The organism is Streptomyces sp. NBC_01433 (assembly GCF_026340105.1).
Lineage (GTDB): Bacteria > Actinomycetota > Actinomycetes > Streptomycetales > Streptomycetaceae > Streptomyces.
This window is the reverse complement of the sequence record NZ_JAPEPM010000003.1, coordinates 125,602-144,254: the sequence shown is the minus strand read 5'-3', so window position 1 is coordinate 144,254 and position 18,653 is coordinate 125,602. Positions and strand designations below refer to the sequence as shown.

Here is an 18,653-nt window from a genome sequence, read left to right as displayed (position 1 = left end):
CGACATCCGTATTGAAGGCACGGCCCGCGCGGCCGCCCGCCTCTCCTGAGAAATCGGCGCCGAAGCGCACCGGCCGGGTCCCCACGGGCCCGGGGCGCCGCCGCCGCCGGGCAGGCATGCTCATGGTGGCGCCCGCGCTGCTGCACGCCTCCCTGTGGATCGGCCTGCCGGTCGTGGCCTCGGTGGTCCTGGCCTTCACGAAGTACGACGTGCTGACGGCGCCGCAGTTCGTGGGCCTGGACAACTTCCGGGACATGATGGACGACGCGGTCTTCCGCAAGTCCATCGTCAACACCGTCATCTACACCTTCTTCACCGTGCCGTTCGGGATGGTGCTCGGTCTGCTGACGGCCCTGGCACTGCACACCGGCCTCAAGGCGCGCGGCATCTTCCGCACCGCGGTGTTCCTGCCGCAGGTCACGGCGACCGTCGCCATCGCGCTGGTCTGGCTGTGGATCTACAACCCGGGCAACGGCCTGCTCAACGCGTTGCTGTCGTTCGTCGGCATCGACGGTCCGGCCTGGCTGGCCTCGACGGGCTGGGCGATGCCCTCGGTGATCCTGGTCGGCATCTGGCAGGGCATCGGCATGAAGATGCTCATCTACTTGGCCGCGCTCCAGTCGATGCCGAAGGAGCTGTACGAAGCCGCCTCGGTGGACGGCGCCTCCAAGGTGCGGCAGTTCTTCGCCATCACACTGCCGCTGCTGAAGCCCGCGACGTTCTTCGTGCTCATCACCTCGATGATCACCGCGTTCCAGTCCTTCGACCAGATCTACATCCTCACCGACGGCGGCCCCGCCAACAGCACCACGATGATGACGTTCGAGATCTACAAGTCCGCCTTCCGGGAGTTCCGCGTCGGTTACGCCTCCGCGCAGTCGCTCGTGCTGTTCGTGCTGCTGATGGGCTTCACCCTGGTCAACCGGCGGATCATGGGAGGCACCCGTGGCCACAGCTGAGCTTCAGAAGCCGGCGCCCGCACCAAGGCTCCGGCAGAACCGCAAACCGGTCTCGGCCGGGAGGATCGCGCTCTATCTGACGCTGTCGGTGGTCTCCCTGCTGATGATGGTGCCGTTCATCTGGATGGTGCTCACCTCGCTCAAGACGCCGGTGGAGATCGCCTCCCAGGACGCCGGACTGCTGCCGCAACACTGGGAGTTCGGGAACTACGTCGACGCGCTGAAGGCGGCGCCGTTCGCCACGTACGCCCGCAACAGCTTCATCATCGCGATCAGTCACACCGTGCTCAACGTGCTGATCGCCTCGATGGCCGGGTACTCACTGGCGCGGATCAAGTTCCGCGGCAGCGACGTGATCTTCTACCTGTTCATCGCGGCGCTGATGATCCCGACGTACACCAAGGTGCTGCCGGAGTTCCTGATCGTCCGCTTCATGCCGCTGGCCGGCGGGAACGACATCCTCGGCCAGGGCGGCAGCGGCTGGCTGGACACCTGGTGGGCGCTCATCATCCCCGGTGCCGTCACCCCGTTCGCGGTCTTCCTCTTCCGCCAGTTCTATCTGGACCTCCCGGTGGAACTGGAGGAGGCGGCCCGGCTCGACGGGCTCGGCGAGTTCCGGATCTACGCCCGGATCATGACCCCGCAGGTCAAGCCCGCTCTCACCACGGTGGCGCTGCTGACCTTCGAGTCCTCGTGGAACAACTTCCTGTGGCCGCTGCTGGTGACCCGCACGGACAGCCTGCGGGTGATCCAGGTGGGGCTCTCCGTCTTCAAGACGGAGAACGGCCCCCAATGGCACTTCCTGATGGCCGGCACCACGCTGGCCACCCTCCCCATGGTCATTCTTTTCCTCATCGGCCAGCGCTACTTCGTGCAGGGCTTCGCAACCGCCGGTCTCAAGTGACCGGTTCCGGTCCTCAGGTGACCGGTTATCGAAAGGGCTTCACCCATGTCTGCTGATCTTCACGGCTCCCGCGCGCTGGTGACGGGGGCGGGCCACGGCATCGGCCGCGCCATCGCCGTCGCTCTCGCCGAGGCCGGCGCCGATGTCGCCGTCCACTACCACTCCTCCGCCGACGAGGCCGCGAAGACGGTCTCGGCGATCGAGGCGCTGGGCCGCAGGGCGAAGGCGTTTCCGGCCGATGTGACGGTGACCGCCGACGTGGACCGGCTGGTCGAGGAGGCCACCGGCTTCCTCGGCGGGCTGGATGTCCTCGTCTGCAACGCGGGCCACCTCATCGGCCGCGCGAAGATCGCCGAGATGAGCGACGACCACTTCGACCAGGTCCTCTCCGTCAACCTGACGTCGGCCTTCCGCACCGTGCGGGCCGCCCTGCCGCATCTGACGAAGTCGTCCGCCGGGCGCATCATCACCATGTCCTCGCTGGCCGCGCACAACGGCGGCGGCCCCGGCTCGGTGGCGTACGCCGCCGCCAAGGCCGGCATCCGCGGCTTCACCAAGGGTCTGGCCAAGGAGCTGGCCGGGACCGGGATCACGGTCAACGCGGTCGCCCCGGGCTTCATCAAGGGCACCGCCTTCCACGACACGTTCACCGCGCCCGAGGCACAGCAGGCGATGGAGGCGGGCATCCCGGTGGGCCGGGCCGGCACGCCGGAGGACGTCGCATCGGCGGTCGTCCACCTCGCGTCGCCCGCCTCCGGTTTCCTCACCGCCACCACGGTGGACATCGACGGTGGCGTGTGGCCGCGTTGAGGCGGATCGCGCGGGAGCGCGGTGGCTGGTGGCACGCGTACATCTGCCCGGCGCACGGTGTGGAGCTCGACCACGGCGATCTGCTCGCCGGGGTCTTCCCGGCGGGCGGCGCACGCTGTGCGCACGGCTGCCGGGTGGACGACGAGGCGGTGCGCGGCGCCTGGACGGTGCTGTCGCACCAGGCGTGGGCGCGGCACCTGCGGGTGCTCGCCCACCGGGGCGGGCAGGACGCCGAGGCGGTGGCTCGGCTGGTGGAGTACGCCGGGCTCTACGCGGAGCTGGCGACCGATCGGCACGGCGAGGCGCAGACCTGGATGCTGCGCGGCCGGCTCTTCCACCAGGCGCTGACGGACGCCATCTGGGCGGTGAACGTCGGGCACACGGTGAGCACGCTCGCCGAGCGGGGCACCGAGGGCCTGGCGGTCCTGCTGCCGCTGCTGGACGACCTGGAGCGGGCGGCGCTCGACGCCCGTGACGTCCTCACCGGTCAGGGGCAGCTGGCCTCCAACTACACCGCCTGGCTGAACGCCGCCGGCGTCTCCGCGAGCCGGGCGGCCTCGGCCGCCCGGGGCCGGGAGTGGGACGGCGCCGAACAATGGCTGGAGGGCGAGAACGGGCTGTACGCGCATCTGCGGGTCGCCGTCGCCGAGGACGGCTGGGAGTGGGAGGGCAGCACCTACTACCACGGGTTCGTGCTGCGGGCGGCGCTGCTGGCGCTGCGCTCCACCGACCCGTCGGCCATTCCCGCCGATGTGGTGGGCGTGCTGGCCGGGATGACGGACGTACTGGCCACGATCGCGACGCCGGGCGGCATCCTTCCCGCGCTGCACGACGGCCCGTATCTGCGTGACCCGCTCGCCCTGGAATGGCTCGAACTGGTGGCGCTCGCACAGCAGTTGGTTCCCTCCGCCGCGTTGGACGCGGTGGCGGGGCGGGCCCGGGAAGAGCTCGGCGCGGCGGACGACGGACTCGACACGCTGCTGGGCGGCTGGTTCGCCGGCCCGCCGCTTCCCGAGCGTCCGGCGCCCGCCCCGGTCACCGTGTATCCGGTGGCCGGCTACGGGGTGCTGCGCGCCGAGGGCATCCATGCCCTGGTGGACTTCGGTCCGCACGGCGGCTCGCACGGGCACCGCGACAAGCTGTCCCTGTATCTGTACGGGGACACCACCCCGTGGCAGCCGGATCCCGGCCAGGTGCCGTACGCCCATGCCGAGTTCCGTGATCTGTACGCGTCGACCGAGGCGCACCCGGCGTTCCGGGTGGACGACGCCGAACAGGCCGAGTGCGCGGGCACACTGCTCGGCTCGGACGCCACTTCGGTGACCGCCGAGGTCACCACGGCGTACGAGTCGGTGCGCGCGGTACGACGCGTCGCGGTCGGTGACTGCTATCTGGTCGACCTGCTGACGGTGACGGGCCAGGAGGCGCGTCGCATCTCGGCGCAACTGCGTCCCGGCACCTCGCTGGACGTCCAGGTGCAGGCGGCCGGTCCGGTGCGCACCACCTGGTACGGCGACGAGACCCTGCACGGCTGGCACACCCACACCGCCGGGCTCCCGGTCCGCCCGATGACGCGGCCGGGCCCCGGACCCGCGGACGACCCGCAGCGGACGCGCACCCGGGTCGACTTCACCGTCGAGGCGGAGCACGTGGTGTTCGCCTCGGTGTACCAGGCGGCGTCCTCGGGCCCCGCGGTGACCGATGTACGGCTGGACGGCGAGGAGCTGACGGTGGAACTGGCGGACGGCACCACGGCACGATTCCGGACGGAGGGCTGATCCTTGCTGCTCTCGGCGACCCCGCCGCCCGGCCCGCGCCCCGCGCAGGAGACCCGGGTACGGGAGGAGGCGGCCCGGCATCGCGGGCTGACCCCGCCCCGTACGCATCCGTCGGCCAGCATCACCTGGCTGGGCCCCGCGGCGTCCAACCCGGCGCTGGCGTACCGGATCGGCGGGGACCCCGCCGATCTGGCGGAGAGCCGGCGGTGGATCGAGGCGGCGGTGCGGCTGCCGCACTGGGGCAAGGCCCATATGCCCGACCACGATCTCGACGCGGGCTGGCTGCTGCACCACCTCTCGCTCGCCCACCGGTGGATCGGCGAGGACCTGCCGGACGGCGTACGGGCCCTGCTGCGGTACAAGCTGCTGCTCCAGGGGCGGCGGCTGTACGAGTTCGCGGTGGCGAGCGAGGGCCGCTGGTGGTCGTCGTCGTACTGGCAGAACCACAACTGGATCTGTTACGCGGGCCTGGCGACGGCCGGCTATGTGCTGGGCAAGGAGGAGTGGACCGAGCGCGCCAAGGACAATCTCGGCACGGTCCTGGATCTGATGCCCGAGGACGGTTCGCACGCCGAGGGCGTCGTGTACTGGCGCTACGGGGTGCCGTTCCTCGCGATCCATCTGGATCTCCTCAAGGAGGCCGAGGGCATCGACTGGTGGGACCGGGGCGGCTTCCTCACCAACACCTTCCGCTACCGGCTGCATCAGACGGCGCCCGGCTTCGCGTTCAACGTCGACCACGGCGACTGCCACGACCGGCGCAGCGGCCACAGCGCCGGGCTCTACTACCGCCTGGCCGCGCAGTACGGCATCCCCGAGGCGCAGTGGATGGGCGATTTGGCCTCGGGGGAACTGCTGTGGGCGGAGGCCGCCGAGAGCGGGGTGCGGCCGGGCATCCTGCCGGAGGCGTACCTGGAATACCTCTGGTACGACCCGTCCGTGACGGCGGTGCGGCCGACCGAGACCCGGGCGTTCTTCCCGGACCTGGGGCTGCTCGCGGCGCGGACCGGCTGGGAGGACGACGCCACGCTGGTGTCGTTCAAGGCGAGCCCCGGCGGTGGTCACACGGCGTGGGGGACCAGCGAGAAGCACCGGGCGGAGCTGGGCTGGGAGACCCTGAACCAGGGGCATCACCACCCGGACTCGGGCTCGTTCGTGCTGGTCTCGCAGGGGGCGTTCCTCGCCGTGGACGAGGGGTACAGCAACCGCAAGCGGGCCGCGCACCACAATCTGCTGCTGGTGGACGGGCAGGGGTACGCCGACGAGGACCGTTACCACGTCTACAAGGACATCCCGTACGAGCGCCAGGCCCGCCAGCGCGATGTGCTGGTGGACGCGGAGGGCGGGTGGGCGCACTCCACGGCCGAGATCGCCGCGATGTACGACCCCGCTCTGGGAGTGCGGCGCCTGGACCGGACCCTGGTGTTCACCCCGGCGGGCCGGCTCGTCCTGCTCGATCTCGCCGAGGCGGACGAGGACCGCGCGTGGACGTTCCTGCTCCAGACCGACCGGCCGACCGAGCCGCGGCCGGACGGCGCCCGGCTGATCCGGTCGGGGGCCGCCACCGCCCTCGTACGGCAGTTCGCTCCACTGGACGCCTCGGTGACCTGCGAGGTCACCGAAGTGGAGGCCAATCCGACGTCCAGCACACCGGAGCTGCGCCTCACCCGCACCCTGCACACGCTGCGGTCGGCGACCGCCCGGTCCTCGGACGGGCTCTTCCTCACCACGATCACGCCCGGCGGGACCTGCGCGGCCGAAGAGGTCGCGTGTGTGGAAGGGCACGGCGTCGCCTTCCGGCCGGGCGGTGCGGGTGAGGCGGGCGCGGAGGCCGCGGAGACGGTGTTCCTCTCCCCCGTCGCCCGCCGGATCCGCCACGCCACGCTCTCCGCCGACGCGGCGGCCGTCCTGCTCACCGCCGCCGGAGCGCCGTACGTCGTGGCGGCCACCCGGCTGGAACTGGCGGGACGGGTGCTCCTCGACGTCACCGAGCCGTACACAGGAAAGGTCGGCTGAATCATGCGGGCAACCCTCTCCGCACCGGAGCCCGAAACCCGGTCGTCAACCTGGCCGACGCTGCTGCGCCGGCTGGAGTTCGTGGCGTATCCGGCTGCCGCCGGGGCCGCGTTCGCCGTGCTGGCGTTGGGTTTGGTGACCTGGCTGCCGGCGCTCGCCGCGATGGGGTCCGCCCTACAGCGGTGGCGTGCGGAGGGGGACAGCCGGTGCTTCACCAACACCTTCACCTCGTTCGGGCGGTACTGGCGCGCGCTGTGGCGGCACGGACTGCTGTCCACCGTCGCCGCCGCGGTGCTGGCCGCCAACATCGTCTACTTCCTGGGCCGTTCCGAGCCCTGGACGTTCGTGGTGCTCGCCGCGCAGGTGGGCATCGCGGCCGCGCTCGTCATCCATCACGTGGCGCTCGCCGCCGAGGCCGGCCGGAGTCCGGGGGGTTCCCTCCGGTCCTGGTCGCTCGGCGCGCTGGCGCTCGGCTTCGGGTCACCCGCCCGGGGCACCGCACTGCTCGGCGCGGTGATCTCCGCCGTGCTGCTGTCCCTCGTCGTACCGCTGGGTCCGCTGCTTCTGGGTCCCAGCATTCCCGTACTGCTCGCTCTGTCCTTCGCTGATCCCAGGAGGCATACCCCATGAGCCGTGTCATGCGCACCACCCTCGCCGCCGCGCTCGCCGCAGGCGTCGCCCCGTTCGCCCTGCCGTCCCCGGCGGCCGCCGCCGAGACGGCGGGCGCGTACTACGTCTCCCCGTCCGGCAGCGACAGCAACGCCGGTACGTCTGCGGGCGCCCCGCTCGCCACGATCCAGAAGGCCGTGGACCTGGCGCCGACGGGCGCGGTGGTGAATCTCGCCGCCGGTACGTACAAGCAGGACGTGATCACCAAGCGTGCCGGGGTCACCATCACAGGGCCCTCGAACGCGGTGGTCAAGGGTGCGGGCGATGCCCGGATCATCCAGGTCCAGCACGACTCGACGACGTTGAGCGGCTTCACGGTGGACGGGCTGCACGGTTCGTCCACCGATGTGTCGGGCTATCGCCTCAAGCTCATATATGTCATGAGCACGACTCCCGGTAACGGTGTGGGCGCCCTCCACATCACCGGCATGACCCTCAAGAACGCCGCCGACGAGTGCCTGCGGCTGCGCTATCTCATCACCGGCGCCGAGGTGAACGACAACACCATCACCAACTGCGGTGTCGCCGACTTCAAGTTCGGCGGGGGCGGCAAGAACGGCGAGGGCATCTACCTCGGCACCGCCCCCGAGCAGCAGGGGGCGAACGGCGCCCCCGACGCGGCCGCCGACATCAGCAAGAACAACCGCATCCACCACAACACCATCGCCACCCAGGGCAACGAGTGCGTGGACGTGAAGGAGAACTCGACCAACAACTACGTCGAGTACAACGACTGCAGCGGCCAGAAGGACTCCAGCTCGGGCGGGCTCGACGCCCGCGGCAGCGGCAACATCTTCCGCTACAACACCATTCACGCCAACACCGGCGCGGGCATCCGGCTCGGCGGTGACACCGCCACGGACGGCACGAACACCAGCGTCTACGGGAACACCATCACCGGCAACGCGGGCGGCGGCATCAAGTTCATGCGCACCCCGCAGGCGGACGTCTGCACCAACACCATGAGCGGCAACACCGGCGGCGACTCGGTCGGCACCTACGGCAGCGCGTACAACCCGACCGGCGCGTGCCCCCAGTGACCGGCCGGGGGCCCGCCAGACGCGGAGTACTGACGGCCGCCGCCGGGGCCGCGGGAATGGCCGCGGTGACACTGACGGCGCCCACCGCGCAGGCCGCGGAACGGACGGGTGCGCGCCGCTCCCTCTGGACCACGTCCTGGGCGACCGCGCAGACCGCGCCGACCCCCGCGGACACCGTGGCGAGCGCCGGTCTCACCGACGGCGAGTTCACCGCGGTGCTGCGGCTGTCGGCGGGCGGGCAGGTGCGGCTGCGGTACGCCAACGCCTTCGGCGCCGTACCGGTCCTGGTGGGTCCGGTGACGGCGGGCGGGCGCCCGGTGACGTTCGCCGGCCGGAGCCAGGCGTGGCTGGCCGCGGGCGCCTCGCTCACCAGTGACACCGTCGAGGGACTGCGGGCGGCGGACGGGGGGCGGCTGACGGTGACGACCCGGCTGCCGGGCCCCACCGGGCCGCTGTCCTTCCACCGCAACACCCATGCGTCGCACACGGTCGACGGCGTCCGCACCACGTCCGTGTTCCTGCTGACCGGCGTCGAGACGACGGGGGCGCACGGCCCGGTCGTCGCCGTCCTCGGCGACTCCATCGCGGAGGGCGTCGGCACCCCCGACGACGCCGATCTGCGCTGGCCCGACCAGTTGGCCCGGCGGCTGCCCGGCTCGGCCGTCGCCAACCTCGGGATCAGCGGCAACCGGATGCTGCTGGACGACGCCCGTTTCGGGCCCGGCGGCCAGTCCCGCTTCGACCGCGATGTGCTCTCGCTGCCGGGACTGCGTTCCGTGATCGTGCACCTGGGGATCAACGACCTCCAGCAGCCGCCCGGCCAGAGCGACCCGGCGCTCGTCCTGGCCGGCTACCGGCAACTGGCGCTGCGCGCCCGGGGCGCCGGGCTGCGGGTCGTCGGTTCCACCATCACCCCGTTCGAGGGGTGGATCCGCTGGACACCGGAACTGGACACGGTCCGGCAGCGGATCAACCGTGCCGTACGCACGGGCCGGCTCTTCGACGGCGTGGCGGACTTCGACGCCGCGCTGCGCGACCCGGCCCGCCCCTCGCGCCTGCTGTCCGCCTACGACAGCGGTGACGGCCTGCATCCCACCCCCTCCGGCCATGCCGCGCTCGCCGCGGCCGTGGACCGCCGACACCTCCTGTGAGGGCCCGCATCATGAACCGAGGCACCACCCGAGGCACTTCCCCGATCCCCTCCGCCGACACCGCCCGGGGCACCACCCGGCGCACCGTTCTCGCGGGCGCGGCCGCTCTGGGCGCGGTCGCCGCGCTCCCCCTCGTCCTCGGCGGCAGCGCGCAGGCCGCCGCCGGGGACGCGGCGGCGCTCCGCGCCCGCTGGCACACGCTGCTGACCGGCGGCCCCGGTCTCGACCAGGGCGACGCGCGGATCGCCGCCGCCGTCGCCCGGATCGGCCGGGCCGCGACCACCGCCGCCAAAGGGCTGGACCCCACCCGTACCGACGGCCTGTTCCCCGATCTGACCAGCACCACGCTCTCCAACCACGTCACCACGTCGTTCAAGCGCCTCGCCACGGCCGCGACCGCGTGGGCGGTACCGGGCACCCCGCAGTACGGCGACGCGGCACTGCGCGACCTGCTGCTCGGCGGCATCGACTGGATGCTGACCAACCGTTACGGACCCGCGCACACCCGGTTCGACAACGACTGGGACTGGGAGATCGGCTCCGCGCTGGCGCTCAACGACGCGTCGGTGCTGCTGTTCGACGTGCTCGGCACCGAGCGGCTGACCCGGATCAACACCGCGGTGCGGCACTACACGCCGGACCCGAACCTCTGGCGGGCCGACCGGCAGATCGCGACCGGCGCCAACCGGGTGTGGATCTCCACCGTCGTCGCCGTCAACGCGGTGCTGCGCGACGACGGCGACGCGCTGGTCCGGGTCCGTGACGCTCTTTCGGACGTCGAGGGTTCGGGCGCCAACAGCGTCCTCGCCTTCAACGGCTCCGGGGACGCGGCGGGCACCGGTGAGGGCTTCTACCCGGACGGCTCGTTCCTCCAGCACTACAAGCACCCGTACAACGGCGGCTACGGCAAGGAGCTGCTCAACAACCTCTCCCGGCTGCTGAACCTGCTGGCCGGTACGGCGTGGAAGGTCACCGACCCCGACCTCGACAACGTCCGCACCTGGGTCGACGACGGTTTCGACCCGCTGATGGCCCGCGGCGACGTGATGGCCTCGGTCTGCGGACGCGAGATCGCCCGGCCCAGCAAGCAGGGCCACGTCTCGGCGCAGACGGTCATCGAGGCGGTGCTGCGGCTGATCCCCAGCTTCCCCGGTACGACCGCCGAACGGTTCACCGCACTGGTCAAGCAGTGGATCGCCGAGGACACCTACCGGGACTTCCTCGCCGTCACCGACCTGGCCTCCCTGGTCGCCGCCCGGAAGGTCATCGACTCCGCCACGCCCGCCCGCGGCCCGCTGGTGGCGCACAAGCAGCACCCCCGGATGGACAAGGCGGCGCACCACAGGCCCTCGTTCGCGCTCGGCATCTCCGCGTACTCGACCCGGATCTACAACTACGAGTCGATCCAGAACGAGAACCTGCGCGCCTGGCACCTCTCCGACGGCATGGTCCTGCTGTACACGGACGACCTCGGGCACTACAGCGAGGACTACTGGCCCACCGTCGACCCGGCCAGGCTGCCCGGCACCACGGTCATCGCGGGCCGGCCGGCGGACGCGGCGGGCCAGCGCACCACCAGCACCGCGGACTGGGCGGGCGGCACCGCGCTGCCGGGGACGACGCTCGGCGCGTACGGCATGGAACTGCGCGCGTTCGGCAGCACCCTGCACGGGCTGAAGAGCTGGTTCTGTCTGGACGATGTCATCGCGTGTGTGGGTTCGGGCATCACCGCGGACGCGGGCCGGGCCGAGACGGTCGTGGAGAACCGCAAACTGCGCGACCCGAAGGCGGCGCTGCTGGTCAACGGCACGGCGGCGCCCACCGACGCGGGCTGGTCGGCGCAGCTGGACCAGGTGAAGTGGCTGCATGTCGCCGGGACCGGCGGCTATGTCTTCCCCACGGCCACCACCCTGCGCGGGCTGCGCGAGGAACGCACCGCGACCTGGCGGGAGATCAACCTCAAGTACGGTACGGACACCCCGGTGACCCGCCCGTATCTGACGCTGTGGCAGGACCACGGCACCGCACCGAACGGTGCGGGCTACTTCTACCTCCAGGCCCCGGCCGCCTCCGCCGAGCGCACGAAGCTGCTGTCCACCGCCCCGCCGCTGAAGCTGGTCGCCGACTCCACCGCCGTGCACGCGGTACGCCGCTGCGCGGACGGCCTGCTCGCCGCCAACTTCTGGACCGCGGGCACGGCGCAGGAGCTCAAGGCCGACGGTCCGGCCTCGGTGCTCGTGCGTCCGGACGGAAAGACGGTGACCGTGTCGCTGTCCGACCCGACCCAGCTGCGGTCCTCCGTCGTCGTCGAGCTGACCGGGCGGGGCCTGACGCTCGCCTCGTCCGATGCCGGGGTCAGTGCCGCACCCACCGCCGACGGCATCAGGATCACCGCCGACACCGCCGCACACCACGGCGCGACCCTCAACCTCACTCTGAAGAGGAGCTAGACCCTTGCTGTTCGACATGCCCCTGGAGCGGCTGCGCGAATACCGGCCGGAGCCGCAGGAGCCGGCCGACTTCGACGCCTTCTGGGCGAAGACCCTGACCGAGACGGAACGGCACGTCCTCGACGCCGAGTTCGTGCCGTACGACGCCGGGTTCGCGACCGTCGACGTGTTCGACGTGACGTTCCGCGGCTGGGGCGGTCAGCCGGTGAAGGCCTGGCTGATGCTGCCCAAGGTCCGCTCGGGCCCGCTGCCCGCCGTGGTGCAGTACATCGGCTACAACGGCGGTCGCGGCATCCCGTACTCCTGGCTGACCTGGAGCGCGCTGGGCTACGCGCACCTGATCATGGACAACCGGGGTCAGGGCGGCGGCGGCAAGCAGACCGCGGACACCCCGGACATCGGGCCGGACGGGCACGGTTCCTCCTCCCCCGGCTTCCTCACCCGGGGCATCGAGGACCCGTACAAGCACTACTACCGTCGGCTCATCACCGACGCGGTCCGGGCCGTCGACGCGGCGAAGGCCCATGAGGCCGTGGACTCCACGCGGGTCGCGGTCCTCGGCGGCAGCCAGGGCGGCGGGCTCGCGCTCGCCGTCGCCGGGCTGCGCGACGACCTGACGGCGGCGGTCGCGGATGTGCCCTTCCTCTGCCACTACCGGCGCGCCTCCCAGATCACGGACGCCGGGCCGTACGCGGAGATCGCCCGCTGGCTTTCGGGGCACCGGTTCCGGGCCGAGGAGGCGATGGAGACCCTGTCGTACTTCGACGGCGTCAACTTCGCGGCGCGGGCGACCGCTCCGGCGTGGTTCTCGGTGGGGCTGATGGACAAGATCTGCCCGTCCTCGACGGTGTTCGCGGCCTATCACCGTTACGCGGGACCGGCCGAGATCGAGGTGTTCACGTACAACGGGCACGAGGGCGGCGCGGAGTACGACCTGCCGCGCAAGCTCGGCGCGCTGCGGGGCGTGTTCGGCCAGTAGGCCGTCCGGCGGGGGCGGGCGTCCGGTGCGGCGAAGGTGTTCGCCCCCCGGACGCCCGCCCCCCATCGCGTGCCGTGCCGTGGCGTGGCGTGGCAGCCTCTGCCGAGCGCTGTGGCGAGGCGTCGGCTCAGTGCGGTGGGTGGGCGCCCTGCCCGTGGCGCGCGGCGACCGACCGGTACAGCTCCGCGGCCTCGGCGTCCCGCCCCAGCCGTTCCAGGCAGTGCGCCTCGTCGTTGCGGCTGGCCAGGGCGTCGGGGTGGTCCGCGCCCAGGATCCGGTCGCGGGCCTCGGCGACCTGCCGGTAGACGGTGAGCGCGTCCGCCCAGCGGCCCAGCCAGCCCAGGCCGACGGCCACCTCCCGGCGGCTGACCAGGGTGTCGGGGTGGTCCGGACCGAGTATCCGTTCCCGGATCGCGCACACGTCGAGCGACTCGACGAGCGCCTCCTCCCAGCGGGCGGCCCGTCCCAGGTTGACGCCGAGTATGTGCCGGGCGCGCAGGGTCTCCGCGTCGGCGGGCCCGTTGATCCTCGTCCGGTCCTCGACCAGGGCGCGGTACAGCTCCAGCGCCTCCGTGCCGCGCCCCAGCCTGCCGAGGCTGATGCCGACCTCGTAGCGGGCGGCGAGGGTGTCGGGATGGTCGGCGCCGAGCGCGACGGCACGGGCCCGCGCGACCTCCTCGTAGGTCCGCAGCGCGTCCTCCCAGCGGCCCAGCTGACCGAGGGTGTACGCCACCTCGTACAGGGTGACGAGGGTGTCGGGATGCGCCGCGCCGAGCAGCCGGGCACGCGCGTCCGCCACCTCCCGGGCCATCCGGTACGCGTCCTCCGGACGTCCGAGCCTGCTGAGGCTGAACGCCAGATTGTGGCGGCAGCGCAGGGTGTCCGGGTGGTCGGGGCCCATCGAACGCTCCCTGGACACGAGGACGGCCGCGTACACCTGGTGGGCGTCGAGGTGCCGGCCGAGCTGGCCCAGGACGTACGCGGTCTCCTGACGGGCGGCCAGGGTCTCCGGATGGTCCGGGCCCAGGGTGCGCTCGCGGCCCGCGGCGACCCGGCCGAACTCCCGCAGCGCGTCGGTGGCGCGGCCCGTGCGGCTGAGGGTGAACCCGACCTCGTAGCGGCTGGCGAGCGTGTCGGGGTGATCGGGGCCGAGCACCTGTTCCCGTTCGGCGGCGACCGAGCGGTGGACCTCGCCCGCCTCGTGCCAGTGGCCGCGGCGGCCGAGGTCGATGCCCGCGCGGTGCCGTTCGGCGAGGGTGGCAAGCGATTCGGGCGAGGGAGTCGGAGTGGGGGCGGAGGTCTCGGGGCGGACGGCCGGGTGGCTCACCCGGTGGCCGACCGGGTGGCCGGCCGAGGACGTCGGCGGCACGACGCCGGTCGTCCACTGTCCGGTGAGTCCGGCCGTGTGGTCGGGCAGCCGCGGGCCGGGGCGGCCACCGCCCGCCTTGTGCCCCGTGGTCATGCTGCGGGTCCACGACGGCAGAGCCTGCTCCTGGGCCACGGCCGGGCGGCCCGGCAGCGGGGCGGGGGCGTGCGGGGCGGGACGGTCCCGCCCGGACAGGACCGCGTAGGGCTGTCCGCCGGTGCGCCCGAGGACGATGCGGCGGCGCAGGTCGCCCGCGTCGGTGGGCCGCTCGTCGGGGGCCTTGGCCAGCAGATCGAGGACGACGCGGTCGAGGAATCCGGGGAGTTCGGCGCGGTGGGTGCGCAGCGGCTGCGGCTGGGTGTCGCGGTGTCCGACCAGGATGGCCCAGGCGTCGTCCAGGTCGAACGGCGGTACGCCGGTGGCGATCTCGTACAGCACGCAGCCCAGCGAGTAGAGGTCGCTGCGGTGGTCGACCTGGCCGCCGCTGATCTGCTCGGGCGACATGTAGTGCGGGGTGCCCATCGCGATGCCGGTGCCGGTGAGGCGCGAGGTGAAGCCGATGTCGTGGCCGAGCCTCGCGATGCCGAAATCGCAGATCTTCACCGTGCCGTCGGCGAGGCGCATGATGTTGGCGGGCTTGAGGTCCCGGTGCACGATGCCCTGCTGATGGGTGTAGCCGAGGGCGTCGGCGACCTGCTCCGCGATGTCCACGACGTCCTCGACCGGCAGCGGGTGCTGCTCGTTCCCTTCCAGGAGCTGGCTCAGATTGCTCCCGTCCAGGAGTTCCATGACCAGGAAGAGGACACCCTCGTGCTCGCCGAAGTCATGGACGACGGTGACGCCCCGGTGCTGGAGTGCGGCGGCCACCCTGGCCTCGCGGCGGAAGCGTTCGCGCAGGATCCGGGTGAAGGACTGATCGTGCTGGGGCCCCAGCGGCTTGAGGCACTTGACGGCGACCTGGCGGCCGAGCGACTCGTCCCGGGCCCGCCACACCTCACCCATGCCCCCGCGCCCGATCACATCGAGCAGCCGGTACCGGCTCTGGATCAGTCTGGTGTCCGCCATCGCCTGCTTCTCGCCCCCGTCGCTCCGCCTACTGCTGCGCCCTCCCCGGCCCGTCCAGTATGGCGGCCTGGCTGCGGAGTTTGTACGGGGTGGGGCGGCTGTCCGGGCCGAGTCGTGCCATCGCCTTCGGAATATGTCCGGGCGGCAGTTGCCGGCGCAGCCCGGCGGGGATGGCCCGCAGCAGGGCGCCGGTGGCGCGCAGACGGCGGTCGACGGCCTGCGGGGGCGGCGCCGGTCTGCCGTACAGCTCATGGGCGTACGGAGGCAACGACTGGTGGGCGAGTGCCGCCACGCGCCGCCAGAGCAGCGCACGCGCCGGGACGAGGAGGGCGTGGACGGGCGGCCTGCGGAGAAAGCCGTCGACCGCGAACGCCTCCTCCCCTGCGACGAGTTCGGGGCTCACCCGGTCGAAGTAGGCGGCGAGGTGTGCGGCGGAGGCGGGGACGTGGTCCGGGTCGAGGCCGACGAGGCGCGCCCCTTCGCGATGCTCGTCCACATAGCGGTCGGCCTGGGCGTCGGTGAGCGGGTAGCCTGAGCGGCGTTCGACCTGGAGGTGGGAGTCGACCTCGGCGCAGTGCACCCAGAGCAGCAGTTCGGGTTCGCCGATGCCGTAGATCTCGCCGGTCGCCGGATCGATCGGGTCGCCGTGCAGCTGCCAGGTGACCGATCCGGGTCCGAAGAGCCCGGGGTCCGCGTCGTTCATCCGCTCGTACCTCCCGCTCACCGCCGTACGCGCGGCATTCCGAGGCCGATCCACGAGATGATCTCCCGCTGGATCTCATTGTTGCCCCCGCCGAAGGTGAAGATGACGGCGGACCGGTAACCGCGTTCGAGTTCGCCGTGCAGGACCGCGCCCGCCGAGCCCTCCTTGAGCGGCCCCGCCGAGCCGACGATCTCCATCAGCCAGGCGTAGGCGTCGCGGCGGGCCTCGGAGCCGTACACCTTGACGGCCGAGGCGTCCTGCGGGGTGAGGGTGGCGTCCTGGAGCGCGGAAACCATCTGCCAGTTGAGGAGTTTCATGGCGTCGAGCCGGGTGTGGGTGCGGGCGAGCAGGGCCCGGACCCAGCCGAGGTCGATGACGCGGCGGCCGTCGGTCAGTTTGGTGTCGGCGGCCCAGCGCTGCACGTTGTGCAGGGCGCGGACGGCCATGGTGCCGTGGGCGGCGAGGGTGACGCGTTCGTGGTTGAGCTGGTTGGTGATGAGGCGCCAGCCCTTGTTCTCCTCGCCGACGCGGCGGGAGACGGGGACCTTGATGTTCTCGTAGTAGCTGGCGGTGGTGTCGTGCGAGGCGAGCGTGTTGATCAGGGTGCAGGAGTACCCGGGGTCGTCCGTCGGCACCAGCAGCATGGTGATGCCCTTGTGCGGCGGGGCCCCGGGGTCGGTGCGCACGGCGAGCCAGACCCAGTCGGCGGTGTCACCGTTGGTGGTCCAGATCTTCTGCCCGTCGACGGTGTAGTGGCCGGTGGCCTCGTCGCCCTCGCGGACGGCCCTGGTCCTCAGGGCGGCGAGGTCGGTGCCCGCGTCGGGTTCGCTGTAACCGATCGCGAAGTCGAGCTCCCCGGCGAGCACCTTCGGCAGGAAGTACTCCTTCTGCTCGTCGGTGCCGAACTGCATGATCGTCGGTCCGACGGTGTTGAGGGCCATCAGCGGCAGCGGTACGCCGGCCTGGGCGGCCTCGTCGAAGAAGATGAACTGTTCCATCGGGGACAGCCCGCGTCCGCCGTACTCGCGGGGCCAGCCGACGCCGAGCCAGCCGTCGGCGCCGAGCCGGCGGATGGTCTCGCGGTAGAAGCGTTTCTGAGCGGCGGGTTCCGCGTAGCGCGCATAGGCGTTGTCGGGGACCAGACCGGCGAAGTACGCGCGCAGTTCGGCGCGCAACTGCTGCTGCTCAGGCGTGTATTCGAGGTGCACTGCCCCTCCAGAGTCTCGCGTTCGCGTCGTCCGTGCGCGGCGGCGCACAGAGTAGAACGTGTTGCAAGAATCCGGAAGGGCGACGACCGGAGGACCGGAAAGCCGTCGGCCGCCGTCAGCGCTTGACGGCGCGCAGGACGACGAACTTCGGGTCACCGGCCACGATGACGCAGTTGCCGAAGGTCCGGCGCAGCTGGGTGTGGTAGCCGAGATGCCGGTTGCCGACGACCCAGAGTTCGCCGCCCTGCCGCAGCGCGGTGCGCGCCGCGTGGAACATGTTCCGCGCGGTGGCGTCGGTGGTGGCCAGATGGGAGTGGAACGGCGGGTTGTTGAGCACCAGGTCCACGCTGCCGGGGGCGAGGTCCGCGAGGCCGTCGCCGACGACGAAGTCGGCCTTGGCGTCGGCGGGCATGTTGTCCCGGAAGGTCGCCTCGGCCGACGCGACCGCCTGGTAGGACTCGTCGGTGAAGGTGAGTGTCGCGTCGGGATTGGCGAGGGCGGCGGACAGCCCGAGGACACCGTTGCCGCAGCCCAGGTCGACGACATGGTCGGGGCCGGTGCGTGCGGGCAGGTGGTTGAGGAAGAAGCGGGTGCCGATGTCGAGGCGTTCGGCGCAGAAGATCCCGGCGTGGTTGGTCACGGTCCGGCCGGACACGGCGCCGACGTCGCCGGGCAGCTCGTAGCGGTACGGCCACGGGCTGGGCGCGGAGGTCCGGTCCGGGTCGGGGGTGCAGAAGATCAGCCGCGCCTTCTTCACCGCGAGGGAGGTGCGGGTCGGCCCGAGGATCCGCTCGAAGAGCTTGAGCGTGGAGGTGTGGATCTCCTTGACCATGCCGGTGCCGATCACCACGGTGCCCGCGTGGACGGAGGGCGCGAGGCGGTGCAGCTGGTCCTCCAGGAGGGCGAGGCTCTTGGGCACCCTCACCAGCAGCACGTCGATCCGGTCCGGCGGGGTGTCGCGGGCGGACAGCAGCCGTACGCGGTCGGCGTCGTCCCCGTTGCGGGCGAGGTTCGCCAGGGTGGCGCGCTGGGCGAGGTACGAGTCGGTGATCTGCACGGGCCGGTGGTCCGCGAGCACGGTGGTCAGAGCGCCCCAGCGGTCACCCACGACGACCACGGTGCCGGAGAGATCGACGGGCGCGGCGGCGTCGGGATCCTCCAGCTGCCGCAGCAGATACTCATCGGCGGCGTCCCACGCCCGGAACGGGTCGCGCGGGTGCTCGGGGAAGCGGGCGAGGTCATAAGCGCCCTGTGACGTCGTCAAACGGTTCATTGTGCACCCAGGCTAGCCGAGCGCCGGGAAACGTCCGGGGGTGCCCCACGCACCCCGGCCTTCCGAGCCGTCCCGGCACCTGCCCGCCCGGTCACCACGCACACCTCCACGTCGGCCCGCCGGGTCACCACGCAGACCCCCACGCCGGGCCGCCCCGTCACCGCGCACACCCTCGACATCTGCCCGTATCCCGCCGGGCGGCCCTCGCGCGCCGCGTGTCCGGCAGCCACCGGCGGGGCCGACCGCCTCCCGGCCGGTGGCTACCAGCCGCTCCCGGCGGGG

At 72.0% G+C, this 18,653-nt stretch carries 14 protein-coding genes; 10 read left to right on the top strand and 4 right to left on the bottom strand.

Going from position 1 to position 18,653, the window contains the following annotated elements:
• The first annotated feature begins 122 nt into the window (after nt 1-122).
• Genes OG413_RS37450 through OG413_RS37405 form a run of 10 tightly spaced genes read left to right on the top strand, consistent with a single transcriptional unit; the run spans nt 123 to nt 12,756 of the window.
• Entirely contained in the window at nt 123-959 is an 837-nt protein-coding gene (locus OG413_RS37450; protein WP_266813521.1) for a carbohydrate ABC transporter permease, read from the top strand.
• Entirely contained in the window at nt 946-1,863 is a 918-nt protein-coding gene (locus tag OG413_RS37445) for a carbohydrate ABC transporter permease (RefSeq protein WP_266813519.1), read from the top strand. Before OG413_RS37450 ends, OG413_RS37445 begins: the two co-directional genes overlap by 14 nt.
• A gap of 45 nt (nt 1,864-1,908) precedes the next feature.
• Entirely contained in the window at nt 1,909-2,673 is a 765-nt protein-coding gene (locus tag OG413_RS37440) for an SDR family NAD(P)-dependent oxidoreductase (RefSeq protein ID WP_266813517.1), read from the top strand.
• On the top strand, nt 2,661-4,451 hold the full coding sequence (locus OG413_RS37435; RefSeq protein ID WP_266813515.1) for a heparinase II/III family protein: 1,791 nt from the start codon (nt 2,661-2,663) through the stop codon (nt 4,449-4,451). Before OG413_RS37440 ends, OG413_RS37435 begins: the two co-directional genes overlap by 13 nt.
• Nucleotides 4,452-4,454: 3 nt before the next feature.
• Nucleotides 4,455-6,467 carry a hypothetical protein gene (locus OG413_RS37430; RefSeq protein WP_266813513.1) on the top strand — a complete coding sequence of 671 codons (2,013 nt, stop codon included), beginning with the start codon at nt 4,455-4,457 and terminating at the stop codon, nt 6,465-6,467.
• A 3-nt stretch (nt 6,468-6,470) separates the two neighbouring features.
• Entirely contained in the window at nt 6,471-7,097 is a 627-nt protein-coding gene (locus tag OG413_RS37425) for a DUF624 domain-containing protein (RefSeq protein ID WP_266813511.1), read from the top strand.
• On the top strand, nt 7,094-8,176 hold the full coding sequence (locus OG413_RS37420; protein ID WP_266813509.1) for a right-handed parallel beta-helix repeat-containing protein: 1,083 nt from the start codon (nt 7,094-7,096) through the stop codon (nt 8,174-8,176). The genes OG413_RS37425 and OG413_RS37420 overlap by 4 nt, the downstream gene beginning before the upstream one ends.
• Nucleotides 8,173-9,327 carry an SGNH/GDSL hydrolase family protein gene (locus OG413_RS37415; protein ID WP_323138016.1) on the top strand — a complete coding sequence of 385 codons (1,155 nt, stop codon included), beginning with the start codon at nt 8,173-8,175 and terminating at the stop codon, nt 9,325-9,327. The genes OG413_RS37420 and OG413_RS37415 overlap by 4 nt, the downstream gene beginning before the upstream one ends.
• A gap of 11 nt (nt 9,328-9,338) precedes the next feature.
• The gene (locus OG413_RS37410; RefSeq protein ID WP_266813505.1) at nt 9,339-11,777 is read left to right on the top strand and encodes a polysaccharide lyase 8 family protein; all 2,439 of its coding nucleotides are present in this window, start codon (nt 9,339-9,341) and stop codon (nt 11,775-11,777) included.
• Between the two features lie 4 nt (nt 11,778-11,781).
• Nucleotides 11,782-12,756 carry an acetylxylan esterase gene (locus tag OG413_RS37405; RefSeq protein WP_323137993.1) on the top strand — a complete coding sequence of 325 codons (975 nt, stop codon included), beginning with the start codon at nt 11,782-11,784 and terminating at the stop codon, nt 12,754-12,756.
• A 127-nt stretch (nt 12,757-12,883) separates the two neighbouring features.
• On the opposite strand, the gene OG413_RS37400 is transcribed toward OG413_RS37405, so the two are convergent.
• From OG413_RS37400 to OG413_RS37385, 4 genes are all read right to left on the bottom strand, one after another.
• The gene (locus tag OG413_RS37400; RefSeq protein ID WP_266813503.1) at nt 12,884-15,187 is read right to left on the bottom strand and encodes a serine/threonine-protein kinase; all 2,304 of its coding nucleotides are present in this window, start codon (nt 15,185-15,187) and stop codon (nt 12,884-12,886) included.
• A 28-nt stretch (nt 15,188-15,215) separates the two neighbouring features.
• The gene (locus OG413_RS37395) at nt 15,216-15,890 is read right to left on the bottom strand and encodes an oxygenase MpaB family protein (protein ID WP_266813501.1); all 675 of its coding nucleotides are present in this window, start codon (nt 15,888-15,890) and stop codon (nt 15,216-15,218) included.
• A gap of 17 nt (nt 15,891-15,907) precedes the next feature.
• On the bottom strand, nt 15,908-17,098 hold the full coding sequence (locus tag OG413_RS37390) for an acyl-CoA dehydrogenase family protein (protein WP_266813499.1): 1,191 nt from the start codon (nt 17,096-17,098) through the stop codon (nt 15,908-15,910).
• A 115-nt stretch (nt 17,099-17,213) separates the two neighbouring features.
• Nucleotides 17,214-18,371: a methyltransferase gene (locus OG413_RS37385; RefSeq protein WP_266813497.1), complete on the bottom strand. Its 1,158-nt coding sequence runs from the start codon at nt 18,369-18,371 to the stop codon at nt 17,214-17,216.
• Between the last annotated feature and the right edge of the window lie 282 nt (nt 18,372-18,653).

Coding starts and splice junctions, on each gene's coding strand:
- OG413_RS37450 (WP_266813521.1), top strand. CDS start 123: ATGGTGGCGCCCGCGCTGCTGCACGCCTCCCTGTGGATCGGCCTGCCG.
- OG413_RS37440 (WP_266813517.1), top strand. CDS start 1,909: ATGTCTGCTGATCTTCACGGCTCCCGCGCGCTGGTGACGGGGGCGGGC.
- OG413_RS37425 (WP_266813511.1), top strand. CDS start 6,471: ATGCGGGCAACCCTCTCCGCACCGGAGCCCGAAACCCGGTCGTCAACC.
- OG413_RS37420 (WP_266813509.1), top strand. CDS start 7,094: ATGAGCCGTGTCATGCGCACCACCCTCGCCGCCGCGCTCGCCGCAGGC.
- OG413_RS37410 (WP_266813505.1), top strand. CDS start 9,339: ATGAACCGAGGCACCACCCGAGGCACTTCCCCGATCCCCTCCGCCGAC.
- OG413_RS37400 (WP_266813503.1), bottom strand. CDS start 15,187: ATGGCGGACACCAGACTGATCCAGAGCCGGTACCGGCTGCTCGATGTG.
- OG413_RS37395 (WP_266813501.1), bottom strand. CDS start 15,890: ATGAACGACGCGGACCCCGGGCTCTTCGGACCCGGATCGGTCACCTGG.
- OG413_RS37385 (WP_266813497.1), bottom strand. CDS start 18,371: ATGAACCGTTTGACGACGTCACAGGGCGCTTATGACCTCGCCCGCTTC.